Origin of the sequence: Peptoniphilus duerdenii ATCC BAA-1640 (assembly GCF_000146345.1) — a bacterium.
GTDB lineage: Bacteria > Bacillota > Clostridia > Tissierellales > Peptoniphilaceae > Peptoniphilus_B > Peptoniphilus_B duerdenii.
The window spans coordinates 1812387-1825415 of the sequence record NZ_GL397071.1 but is presented as its reverse complement, the minus strand read 5'-3'; the positions used below and the strand labels follow the sequence as shown (position 1 = coordinate 1825415).

The 13029-nt window shown below is 32.8% G+C and carries 9 protein-coding genes and 1 tRNA gene; 9 read left to right on the top strand and 1 reads right to left on the bottom strand.

Going from position 1 to position 13029, the window contains the following annotated elements; translation table 11 throughout:
• The first annotated feature begins 22 nt into the window (after positions 1–22).
• A tRNA-Cys gene (locus tag HMPREF9225_RS08320) sits at positions 23–96 on the top strand.
• A 66-nt stretch (positions 97–162) separates the two neighbouring features.
• On the opposite strand, the gene HMPREF9225_RS08315 is transcribed toward HMPREF9225_RS08320, so the two are convergent.
• A complete protein-coding gene (locus tag HMPREF9225_RS08315; protein ID WP_008902498.1) occupies positions 163–669 on the bottom strand; it encodes a nucleoside 2-deoxyribosyltransferase in 507 nt (168 codons plus the stop codon).
• A 70-nt stretch (positions 670–739) separates the two neighbouring features.
• On the opposite strand from HMPREF9225_RS08315, the gene pheS reads away from it, so the two are divergent.
• The 8 genes from pheS to HMPREF9225_RS08275 all read left to right on the top strand — a co-directional run bounded on the left by pheS (position 740) and on the right by HMPREF9225_RS08275 (position 12985).
• The gene (gene pheS, locus HMPREF9225_RS08310) at positions 740–1762 is read left to right on the top strand and encodes a phenylalanine--tRNA ligase subunit alpha (RefSeq protein ID WP_008902497.1); all 1023 of its coding nucleotides are present in this window, start codon (positions 740–742) and stop codon (positions 1760–1762) included.
• An 8-nt stretch (positions 1763–1770) separates the two neighbouring features.
• The gene (gene pheT, locus HMPREF9225_RS08305; RefSeq protein ID WP_008902496.1) at positions 1771–4155 is read left to right on the top strand and encodes a phenylalanine--tRNA ligase subunit beta; all 2385 of its coding nucleotides are present in this window, start codon (positions 1771–1773) and stop codon (positions 4153–4155) included.
• A complete protein-coding gene (locus HMPREF9225_RS08300) occupies positions 4152–4694 on the top strand; it encodes a cell division protein ZapA (protein ID WP_008902495.1) in 543 nt (180 codons plus the stop codon). Before pheT ends, HMPREF9225_RS08300 begins: the two co-directional genes overlap by 4 nt.
• The gene (locus HMPREF9225_RS08295; RefSeq protein WP_008902494.1) at positions 4684–6984 is read left to right on the top strand and encodes a U32 family peptidase; all 2301 of its coding nucleotides are present in this window, start codon (positions 4684–4686) and stop codon (positions 6982–6984) included. The genes HMPREF9225_RS08300 and HMPREF9225_RS08295 overlap by 11 nt, the downstream gene beginning before the upstream one ends.
• Entirely contained in the window at positions 6981–9341 is a 2361-nt protein-coding gene (locus HMPREF9225_RS08290) for an endonuclease MutS2 (protein ID WP_008902493.1), read from the top strand. The genes HMPREF9225_RS08295 and HMPREF9225_RS08290 overlap by 4 nt, the downstream gene beginning before the upstream one ends.
• A gap of 8 nt (positions 9342–9349) precedes the next feature.
• Entirely contained in the window at positions 9350–11059 is a 1710-nt protein-coding gene (argS, locus tag HMPREF9225_RS08285; protein ID WP_008902492.1) for an arginine--tRNA ligase, read from the top strand.
• Positions 11060–11129: 70 nt separating this feature from the next.
• Positions 11130–11894 carry a hypothetical protein gene (locus tag HMPREF9225_RS08280; protein ID WP_008902491.1) on the top strand — a complete coding sequence of 255 codons (765 nt, stop codon included), beginning with the start codon at positions 11130–11132 and terminating at the stop codon, positions 11892–11894.
• Positions 11891–12985, top strand: a complete 1095-nt coding sequence (locus tag HMPREF9225_RS08275) for a tetratricopeptide repeat protein (protein WP_008902490.1) — start codon at positions 11891–11893, stop codon at positions 12983–12985. The genes HMPREF9225_RS08280 and HMPREF9225_RS08275 overlap by 4 nt, the downstream gene beginning before the upstream one ends.
• Positions 12986–13029: the final 44 nt, after the last annotated feature.

Here is a 13029-nt window from a genome sequence, read left to right as displayed (position 1 = left end):
ATGTTAAAATAACTTATGTTATGGCGACATAGCCAAGTGGTAAGGCACAGGTCTGCAACACCTTTATCACCAGTTCAAATCTGGTTGTCGCCTCCATGACCCGTTAATCGGGTCTTTTTTTATGCATATTCAAAAAAATTAAGCCTCATATGAGGCTTCTCATCAATTATTTTCTTTTATAAAATCATTTATTATCTTTACAAGCTCTTTTAAATATGCTGGGTCCTTTGGATATCCTACTAGTAGATGACCGTGTTCTTTAACTTTTCCAACAACCATAAGATTTCTGTATAATTTATTTTCGCCGGTGCCAAGATATCTCATGTCCGTTATGATTCCTATTATTAGTCTTGGAAAATCTATTCCATGTTCCATTTCAAATTCTCTCATAACTCCATGTGCCATAATCTCAGCAGCAACTCCATCGTCAATGGTAAGACCATCGAGACAAGCTATAAGAATATTTGATTCTTTAAGTTTGGCGGTGTCGGCTTGAGAAATTTTGATGTCTGTTATTATATCGTCATTATTTTTCTTATCATTTATCTCTCCATTTTCTTGTGGAACATATAAATCTAGTCCAGTTTCATCTCTAATAATCTTTGCGAGATTTTCTGTCCAAAGAAACATACCTTCATTGAAAAAATGGCTTGCTAAATATCCTTTCATAAATCCCTCCTAATTGAAAAGAAATTGGTAATTTGCTATAATTATTTTAACAGAAAAATTGGAGGAAGTCATGAAAGATAAGCTTTTAAATATAAAAAAACAAGCATTAGAAGAAATTAATTTATCGAATGATCTAAAAGAGTTGGATAAAATTAGAGTAACATACTTAGGAAAAAAAGGAGAACTTACCCTTGTTTTAAGAGAAATGGGCAAGCTTTCCAAAGAAGAAAGACCTGTTATTGGTGCTATAGCCAACGAAGTTAGAGAAGCTATAGAAAGTGAATTAGAAAAGAAGAAGACTGATTTAGAAAACTTTGAATTACAAAAAAGATTAGTAGAAGAGAGAATCGACATAACTCTAAATAAAGAAACTAGAGATGTAGGTCATTCTCATCCACTTATTCAAACTCTTGAAGAATTAGAATCACTATTTATTAGAATGGGCTTTACAGTTTATGACGGTCCTGAAGTAGAAACAGTAGAAAATAACTTCGACCTTTTGAATTCTCCAGCAGACCATCCATCTAGAGATATGTCAGATACATTCTATCTAGATGCAGAAAAATTACTTAGAACTCAAACATCTCCTGTACAAATTCGTGCTATGAAAGAACATGGAGCACCAATAAGAATGGTTTGTACCGGTAGAGTTTTTAGACCAGATGAAGTAGATGCAACCCATAGTCCGATGTTCCATCAAATGGAAGGGCTTATCGTTGACAAGAATATCTCCATAGCAAACTTAACTCACACCCTTAACCTATTCGTAAAGGAATTATTTGGAGATGATATTAAGACTAGATTTAGACCACACTATTTTCCATTTACAGAACCTAGCCTTGAAGTGGATGTAACTTGTACAAACTGTCATGGAGACGGCTGCGAAGTATGTGGCGGAACTGGATGGAGTATGGAACTTCTAGGTTGTGGTATGGTTCATCCAAACGTGCTTAGAAACTGTGGAATCGATCCAGAAGAGTACCAAGGTTTTGCCTTTGGTATGGGTATCGACAGAATTGCCATGGTTAAGTACGGAATAAAAGATATTAGACTGATGTTTGACAATGACATCAAATTTTTAAAACAATTTTAGGAGGAACTATGTTACTACCAATTAAATGGCTAAAAGATTATGTAAATATAAATAAAAAACCGATAGAAATAGCAAACAAACTTTCATCTACCGGATCCCACGTTGAATCTATAAATAACTTCGCAGAAGATATAGAAAAGGTGGTAGTGGGAAAGATAGTTGAAATTACAAAACATCCAGATGCGGATAAACTTGTAGTTTGTAAAATCGATGTAGGAAACGAAACTCTACAAATAGTAACTGGAGCCCCAAACGTATTTGAAGGTGCAGTAGTGCCAGTTGCCCTCGATGGCTCAACTCTTGCAAATGATGTTCATATCAAAAAAGGAGAGCTTAGAGGAGTAGAATCAAACGGTATGCTTTGTTCTCTTGAAGAACTAGGATATGCTCAATCAGTAATTCCAAAAGAAGCTAGGGACGGAATCTATATCTTCTCTTCTGATACTAAGATCGGCTCAGATGTAAAAGATATCCTAGATTTAAATGACGAAGTCCTAGATATTGAAATAACTCCGAATAGACCAGACTGTCTTTCAATTATTGGAATGAGCAGAGAGACTGCTGCTACATTTGATCTACCACTTATTGAACCAAAGATTGAATTTAAAAATGAAACTGAAAATATAATAGATTTCATCGGCGAAACCGTAGTTGAAACTAAAAAATGTAGTAGATTCTACACCAAGGTACTAACCGATGTAAAAATCGAAGATTCACCACAATGGATAAAGAACTACTTGATGCTTGCAGGAGTTAGACCTGTAAACAATATTGTAGACCTTACAAATTTTGTAATGCTTGAATACGGTCAACCGCTTCACGCATATGATTTAGATAAACTAGATGGAAATATCATCGTTAGAGATGCAAAAGACGGCGAAATTATAAAGACTCTTGACGAAGAAGAAAGAGCTTTAACTGCTGAAGACATTGTAATCACAGATAGATCTAGAGTTCTAGGAGTAGCTGGAGTAATGGGAGGATTCGATTCCGAAGTTACAAAAGATACTAAGAGAGTTCTACTTGAAGGTGCAAGTTTCCAAAAGAGATCCATAAGACTTACTTCAAAGAGACTTGGACTTAGAACCGAAGCATCTGCAAGGTTCGAAAAAGGTGTAGACATAACACTTCCTAAAATTGCGGTGAATAGAGTGGCTGCCCTTGCAGAAGAAATCGGCGCTGCAAAGATTGTCGGAGGAAACTACGACACACTTAAAGAAGAACCGAAAGAAAGAGAGATTAAACTCAGACTTGAAAAGGCAAACTCTCTAATCGGTCATGAATTTACAATCGAAGAGATTGAAAATATTTTAAATAGACTTATGATTGAAACTAAGACCGTAGAAGGTGGTCTAGTTGCAAAAGTACCTTCATATAGAGGAGACCTTGAAATCGAAGCTGACTTATTTGAAGAAGTTGCAAGGCTTTATGGATTTGAAAATATAGAACCAAAACCACTTTTCGGTGGACTTACAAAAGGTGACAGACCTAGATTTAGAAATCTTGAAATCAAGGTAAAAGAAATCTTAAAAGCATATGGGTACAGCGAATTTATGTCATACAGCTTTATAAGTCCATCTGTATTTGACAAGTTAAACTTGGAAGAAGGATCAGACCTACTAGACTTTATCAAGATTTTAAATCCACTTGGAGAAGAATACTCTGTTATGAGAACCACATTAATCTCCAATATGCTTGAAATTCTCTACAAAAACTATTCAAGATCAAACGAAGTATGCAGCGGTTTTGAATTTGGAAACACATTTATTAAACAAGAAGGAAGCTTACCAAAAGAAGTTTTGAAACTCTGCATTGGAAGCTATAACCATGGTGATTTCTACGATTTAAAAGATATGATAGTAAACATTCTTTGGAGTCTATCAATTGAAGATCTTAAATTTATAAGAACAGAAGTACCATACCTACATCCAGGTAGAGCATGTGATTTATACGCTGGTGAAATCTACTTGGGATCATTTGGTGAAGTAAACCCAATAGTTCTTAAAAACTTCGGCATTAAAAATAGATGCCTAGTTGGAGAGCTTAACTTCGACAAGATTGTAGAACTTGCTTCTGACAATAGAGTATACAAACCACTTCCAAAATTCCCTGCAATGAAGAGAGACTTCGCATTTGTAATCAGTAAGGACATAGATGCAGGACAACTCGAAGAAGTAGCTAGAGAAAACGGAAGTGAACTTCTAGAAGATTTCAAAGTATTCGATGTTTACACTGGAGAAGGAATAGATGATGACAAGAAGTCAATTGCATTTAGCTTAACTTTTAGAGCAGAAGACAGAACCTTAACAGACCAAGAAGTAGAAAAAGTCTCTGAAAAAGTTGTGGAAGAAATTGAAAAACAATTTGATGGTAAACTTAGGAGCGGAAAATGAAAAAGATAAAAGTAGTTATTGATGATATGAATTTCTACGTCGTTGGGAACGAGGATGAAAAATATATCAGATCTTTAGCTGGCGAATTAGATAAAAATATAAAAGAGGTAAAGAGAAACAACTACAGATTAAATCAGATGCAAGCAGTTCTTCTAGCTTCGTTAAATGTTTTAGACAGAGCTGAAAAGAATAAAAAGATTTTAAATGAAGTTCAAAATATCTCAAAAGATGAAAAGAAACTTATGGGCGTCATTGAAGAGCTTGAAGAATCTAAGAAATCAAACAATGAAGCTACTGAAAAGTATAGGGCTGAGTTTAAGAAAAACAGAGAATTAGCAGACGAAATAAATGCTCTTAAAGAAGAAAACAAAAACTTGATTTCTGATATAAACCAAAAGAAATTAGATATTAAACTTTTAAAAGAAGATTTAGAAAACCAAGAAAAGAGCAAGAAGAAGCTACACGATACCATTTACGAAAACCAAAAACAAATAATCGAACTTTCGAGAAGAATTGAGAACTTAACCAATGAAGATTGAGTTATTGGCACCTGCTGGTAAGATGGATTCACTTATCGCATCTATAAATGCAGGTTGTGATGCAATCTATCTTGGAGGTAGAAGATTTTCAGCTAGGGCTTCTGCGGTTAATTTTTCTGATGAAGATATAGTAGAAGCTGTAAAGCTTGCCAGGATGAGAGGAGTTAAGATATTTGTAACCACCAATATTTTAATTTCTGATGGCGAATTAGATGAATTTTTTGAATATATAGATTTTTTAAATAAAGCAGGGTGCCATGGAGTAATAGTTCAAGACCCTGCTTTAGGGTTTATATTGTCAAAAATGTATGAGGATTTAGAAGTTCACGCATCTACTCAAATGACAATAAACAATTACTACGGCGCTAAATATGTAAAAGAACTTGGATTTGAAAGAGTGGTAATGGCTCGTGAAGTTGGCACGGACACCATTAAAAAGGTTTCTAAACTTGGAGTAGATATAGAACACTTCATTCACGGAGCGCTTTGTATCTCCTATTCAGGACAATGCACCATGAGTTCTCTTATAGGAGGAAGATCAGGAAACAGAGGTGCTTGCGCCCAAGCTTGTAGAAAGCCTTATGAAATTTTAAATCCTGATAAGACTGTATTTTCTGATAAAAAATATTTTCTTTCACCGAGGGATCTTATGAGTTTTGATACCATCGATGAACTTATAAAGGCTGGGGTTAATTCCTTTAAAATCGAAGGTCGTATGAAAAGACCTGAGTATGCCTATGAAGTGGTCCATGCTTATAGAAAAAAACTAGATAATGCTCTTGAAAAATCGGATATAGAAAATGTAGAACAGTTATTTAATAGAAAATTTACAAAAGGACTTGGATTTAAAGATTTTGGAAGAAGCCTTATGTCCTATGATAGACCGGACAACAGAGGTGTGGTGGTAGGAAGCTTTAAAAATGGAACCATGATCTTGGATAGAGAACTAAAAACTGGAGATGGAATCGAATTTAATCTAAAGAATGGTAAGTTCAAAGGATTTACCATTAATGAAGATTTAAAGATAGGCAAAAATAAAATCAAACTTCCTTTTGAAGTGGAAGAAAACTCTGACATCAGAAGGACCTACTCAAGAGAACTGGAAGAAAATATAGATAAAGAGATTGAAAATATTTACAAGCTGCCAATTGAATTTAAAATTGAAGTAAATGTTGGAAATCCGATAAAAGTTATAGCAAAATCTCTTGGAAAAACTGCAGAATACACTTCTGAAAACTTAGTTGAAAAAGCTAAGAACATGCCTATATCTATTGAAAATATCAGAAAATCATTTGAAAAAATAAATGACACCAACTTCTTCCTAAGAAATGAAGAAGACTTAGATATTACAACTGACGGAGAATCTTTTGTACCTGTCAGTGTTTTAAACGAAGCGAGAAGAGAAGCTATAAAAAATCTTGAAAAATTATTTTTATATAAGAACAGTGAAAAAACTCCTTACGAATTTAAATATGAAAAGAGAAAGACTACAGATTCTGGATTAACTTTAGAAATAAATGATGTAGAAGTTTTGGATGGACTGAATTTAGACGGAGTAGAAATTGTATATATTCCACTTAAAGATATAGAAAAATTATCTCTATATTCTTTTAAAAATACGAAGAAATATATAAAATTGCCGCAGATTTTAACTGACGATGAACTAGAAAAAGCAAAAGAAAATATTGAGAAATATAGACCTGAAGGACTACTACTTAACAATTTAGGTCAACTTGAAATGTTTAAAGACTCAGAGATTCCACTTACATTGGACAGTTCTTTTAATATTTTCAACTCACTTTCGGGAGAATTCTTTTTAAAACAATCTGATTGTATTAGTCTTTCAAACGAACTAAATTTAAGTCAGATAAAAGAAATTAGAAAGAAACTAAGTGGAAATCTTGAATCCATAGTCTACGGTTATTTAAATGTAATGGTGATGGAACACTGTCCGATTTCTATTGAACTAAATTGTAAAGATAATTCCAACTGTGAAAAATGCAGAAGAAATGGACTTCATTATTTGCGAGATTCGATGGGAGAAGATTTTGGATTTAGAAGAGAAAATAGAAGGACAATAATTTATAATTCTCACCCACTTTTATATGACAATAAAAATTTAGTAAATTTTATTGATAGAAGAAGGATTGTACAGACAACAGAGGATAGAGAAACTATGGAAATGGTACTTAACGCCTTTAGAGAAAATGATTTTAACGACTTAAAAGATTTTTTCAAAAATAGAGAGATAGTTGCAACGAGAGGACATTACAATAGAGGAATATTATGAAAGAGCTAAGAGCAATAAAAACCCTTGAATTTGATAAAATTTTAGAAAACCTTAAAACAAAATGTGAATCTGATCTTGGAAGAGAAGTAGCAGACTCAACAGATATATCTATTTCAGAAACGGAGATAAATAATAGGCTTAAAGAGACGGATGAAGCAGTAGATATAATTGATAAAAAAGGCACTCCTCCTCTTTTTGGCATACACGATATAAAGGAAGCGACAGCAAGGCTAGATCTTGGAGGAACTCTAGGAGCGAGAAGTCTATTAAATGTTGCAGATTTTTTAAGGGTTTCAAGACTTCTTAAAAAATATATCGAGGAAGAAGATGATGAGGGCAAAAGCCATGAAATAATCGAGGACATGGCATCTCTATTATTTACATCTAAACAGATTGAAGACAGAATAAGTGAATGTATAATATCTGAAGAGGAAATCTCTGATTCTGCAAGTCCAAAACTTAGACAGATCAGAAGAAATATCTTCGTTAAGAACAAACAGATTAGAGAGAAACTCGACTCAATAGTGAACTCTGGCTCCAAGTACTTACAAGATAATATAGTCACCATGCGTGAGGGAAGGTATGTAATTCCTGTTAAATCTGAAAATAAAAATAAAATTAAGGGTCTAGTTCACGATATGAGTGCCACGGGACAAACTGCATATATTGAACCGATAGCCGTTGTAAATTTAAATAATGAGCTTAAGACTTTAGAGATTGAAGAAAGAGAAGAAATCGAAAGGATACTTGCGGAATTATCTGCATATGTGGCAGATTATTCGCTGCAAATAAAAGGAAATCAAGATATCTTATCTAGACTCGACTTTATATTTGCAAAAGCAAAGCTTGCCTTTGAGATGGAGGCTACAAAACCGAAAATAAATAACGATTTATCTTTAAAACTATACAAGGCAAGGCATCCACTACTTAAAAAGAATGAAGTTGTGCCGATAGATATAAGTCTTGGAAAAGAGTTCACATCCCTTATTATAACTGGGCCAAACACAGGAGGTAAGACTGTAACCTTAAAAACAGTAGGACTATTAAATATAATGGCACAGTACGGACTCTTTATTCCTGCAGAAGAAGGATCTCAGGTTGGAATCTTTGACAAGATATTTTCTGACATTGGGGATGAACAATCCATTGAGCAATCCCTTTCAACATTTAGCTCTCACATGGTAAATATAGTAAATATTTTGGAAAACGCTGATGAAAGAAGCCTAGTTCTTTTCGATGAACTTGGAGCGGGAACAGATCCAACAGAAGGAGCTGCTCTAGCAAGATCCATAATGGATTTTATGCTTGAAAGAAAGATAAGATGCATCTCTACAACTCACTACAATCAACTTAAAACCTATGCATTAACCACTGAAGGCGTTCAAAATGCCTCCATGGAATTCGATGTGGATACACTTAGACCAACCTATAGATTAATAATAGGAATACCTGGCAAGAGTAATGCATTTTTAATTTCAAAAAGGTTAGGACTTAGGGATGATATAATAGAAGATGCCAAGAAACAAATGTCCCAAGATAGCATTGAATTTGAAAAAGTTCTAGAAAATATTGAAAAAGACAGATGGGAAATTGAAAAGCATCGTTCAGAAGCAGAGTTATATAAAATAGATTTAGAAAAGCAGAACAAAAGATTGGAAGAAGAGCTCGCATCCATGAAGGAAAAAAGGGAAGATATACTTGAAAAAGCAAGAAGAGAAGCAAGACAGATAATAAATCGTGCAAAAGAAGAGTCAGAACTTGCCCTTTCAGAAATAAAGGATGTAGTTTCAGAAGTTTCAAAAGACCAAGCGAGAAGATTACAAGAATCTCAAGATCTAATAAGAGAAAATCTAAACAAAGCATCTAAAAAAGATAAAATACTCATAGAAGCAGTTAAAAATCCTGCAGAAAATATAAAACCTGGAGAAACTGTAATGATTGCGTCACTAAATGCAAAGGGAACAGTTCTCGAACTGCCAGATTCGAATGGAGATGTGCTAGTTCAAGCGGGAATGATGAAGATGAAAGTTAAGAAAGAAGCCATAATCCGAATAGATGATGAAGAGTCAAGTAAATCATCTACAAAGAACATAATTAAACATAAATCTAGAACAGCAACCACAGAAATAGATGTTAGGGGTAGAAATTTCGATGACGCAAAGGTAGAAGTAGATAAGTTTTTAGATGACAGTTATCTTTCTGGACTAAAATCTGTTAGAATAATACATGGAAAAGGAACTATGGTTCTAAGAGAAAAATTAAGAGCGGACTTTAAAAAGAATAAATATATAAAATCTTTTGATGACGCAAGTTACAACGAAGGCGGAAACGGAGTAACGGTAGTTACATTTAAGTGAGGTAAATAATGATAGATTTCAAAGAAGAAATAGCCAAGATATTATCAGATAAAATAGAAAGCATGACCAAAGAAGATATTCTAATGCAAATTGAAATCCCACCATCATATGAAATGGGAGACTATGCATTCCCGGTATTTTCTCTAGCTAAAATATTTAGAAAAAATCCAAACATGATTGCTGAAGAAATGGCAGCAAGTATAAAGTCAGAATACTTTGAAAAAGTAGAAAACAAGGGCGCTTATATCAACTTCTTTACAAATAAAGAAGTGTTAGCTAAGACCGTTGTTGAAGAAATTTCAAAGGAAAAAGAAAATTATGGAAAATCCAAACTTGGAGAAGGTAAGACCGTAATAGTTGAATATTCAAGTCCTAATATTGCAAAGCCATTTCATATAGGACACATCAGAAGCACCATCATAGGAGATAGTTTAAAGAGAATTCACAAATTCTTAGGGTACAATGTCGTATCAATCAACCACTTAGGAGATTATGGAACTCAATTTGGAATGCTAATTTATGCAATTAAAAATTGGGGAAATATAGAAGAGATTGAAAAGAATCCAATTCCAGAACTATTAAAACTATATGTAAGAGTTAACACAGAAGCTGACCAAAACGAAGAAATAAAAGAAGAATGCAGACATTACTTCGCAAGCCTTGAAAAAGGTGATGAAGATGCAGTTAAGATCTGGACTTGGATTAGAGAAATATCACTAAAAGAATTCAACATTGTCTATGATTTACTCGGAATAAAATTCGATTCCTACAATGGAGAGTCTTTCTATTCAGATAAAATGATGAAACAAGTAGAAAGAATGGAAAAACTAGGAATACTAAAAGACTCTGAAGGAGCGAAAATTGTAGATTTAGAAAAATATAATCTACCACCAGCTCTAATCCTAAAATCTGACGGATCTACCATTTATATAACAAGGGATATTGCAGCAGCAGAATACAGACACGAAACATACCATCCAGAAAAAAATATATATGTAGTAGCAACAGAACAAAATCTACACTTCAAACAATTAAAAGCGGTTCTAAAAGAAATGCAATACGACTGGTATGACGAAGTAACCCACGTAGCATTTGGCATGATAAACTTAGCAGATGGCAAACTTTCCACAAGACAGGGAAGGGTTGTATATTTAATAGACGTACTAAACAAAGCCATCGAAAAGATAATGGAAATCTTAAACGAAAGAGAAGAAACCAGCGGAGTAAAGATAGCAAACAAGGAAGAACTTGCAAAACAAGTCGGAATTGGAGCTATAAAATTCCAAGAACTATTCAATCAAAGAATAAAAGACTACACATTTGACTGGGATAAGACCTTATCATTTGAAGGGGAAAGCGGACCTTATGTTCAATATGCTCACGCTAGAATATGTTCACTTCTTGAAAAAGGTGGTTTCGATATAAATAAAGAAGTAGATTCATCACTTCTTAATAATGAAATGGAAATAAATATTTTGAGAAATCTCTACAAATTTACAGAAGTTGTAGAAGATGCAAAAGAAAAATATGAACCATTCTTTATCAGTAGGTATGTGGTAGAACTTGCAAAAGACTTCAACAAGTACTACAACCAAGTAACCATCAATGTAGAAGATGAAAAACTTAAGAACACAAGGCTTATGCTATGCTATTCAGTTAAGAATGTCATATCAGAAGGACTAAGACTACTTGGCATAGAAGCACCTGAAAAAATGTAAAAAATAATAAGAAAAATAAAAAGGGACTTAAAAGTTCCTTTTTTCTATAGAAATAAATAAAGGAGGATTTATGTTAGAAGATATATTATCCGTATATAAAATTAGTATCAGCAAAACCATAAAATCCATAAAAGAATGTCCTTTTCTCATAATATTAACGCCGATTTACTTTCTATTAATAGAAGTATTTAGTTATATTAGTCTAAAGATAAGTTTTGCAGGAGGCAACTTACTAATTGGATTTGTAAGACCGGTGGGGTATGCACTACTCATCTCATCCTATTTTCAAATGTTAGAAGATGGAATAATCTACAAAAGAATAAATTTAAAAAGTTTGCCTGGCTCTTTTGGAAGATATTTTTACCAAGTTTATTCAGTATTTTTCATATTAATAATACTTGACTACTTACTAAGGGGAGTAGGCTCAATTGGAAGTATAGATATAATAGTAGGAATAATTATTAATATAATTTTCTCTTCAGTATCAGAGGGAATATATATAGAAGGAGACAATGGAATCTCTGCATTTCAAGAAGCATTAGTATTTATGAAAGAAAACTTCATACATTGGATAGTACCTACGGCGATAGTTATTTTTGGATTAGAAAAAATACTGATCGGAACAGGAAACTTTTATTTTTCAGACAATTTGCTTTTACAAAACATAGGAAATTCAATAAATAGCTTTATAAGTCTTGGTTTAAATCCAGCAAGAATTGTAAGTATACTCATATTTGAAATAATACTTTCAGCCTTTGCAATATTTAGATACCATATGTACAAGATGCTCCGTGGATCATCAATAAGAAAAAGAAAGTTTCAGGGAATAATATGATAGAAAAAGAAATAAAAAAGAGATTAAACAATATAGGCTTCGTCGAGCTTAAAGAAGATACAACTGTAGAAGATTTTAAGTTTTTAAAAGAGGTTCCGCTTCCTATAATGGTAGATGATATTAAGAAGCTTGCCATAGAAAAAAATGACATCGGAGTGAGAGCTGACTTAATATCCAAAGGAATTATCTATGTCTTAGGATGCGATACAGAATTTAAATTTAGAGATAGTTACAAAGAAATCCTCGAAGCCATAATTAAAGATATAAAATCATTTGTAATTACAAATACATTAAAAGCAGAGGATAATCTAGATAAATACATCTATTTAAATTCATTTGTTGGACTTGGAATTTCAGACGATGAAATAGAATATAACAAACTAATCTATTTAGAAAATTACTTAGATGAGCATAGAAAAGATTTAAAAGAAGAAGACCAATCAGAGATAATAAAAAATCTTTTGGTAAATTATGAAAAAATTGAAGACAAGAAGATTATTCCATATTCAAACTACAGGCTTGGGATTATAAACAAGGCAATTGGAAATTATCTAAAGAGCAAAATGTACTTTGAAAAGTCTTTAGAAAGTGGAGATTTAGTAGAAGATGAAGAGCTTAAAAATACTTTGAGAAGAGAGATAGAAGATATAAGTGACTATTCAAATATTGAAATTGCAGAAACATATATAAACTATTCAGACTTTGACAAAGCAGAAGAAGCTCTAAAAAATGTGAGTCTTTACTATGTAGATCAAAGTTATCTAAACTTCTTAAGAGGATTTGTATATCAATCCACAGGAAGAATAGAGCTCGCAATAGAAGAGTATAAAAAAGCCATTAGCCTAAATAAGAATAGAGAAGATTATTACAACAGTCTTGCAATATGCTTAGTAAATTTAAATAAATATAAAGAAGCTTCCTATATATTAGAAGAAGGTATAGAAAATAATAGCACAAGTTACAATCTAAAATATAATTTGGGAGTAATCTATGTCAATTTAAATAAACTAGAAGAAGCTAGAGAACTTTTAAAAGAAGCATATGCAATTAAGCCTTCAGAAGAACTGTATAAATATATAGAAAGTATATAAATATCACCGAAAAAAATAAAATTTAAATTTGCTTTACAAAATCT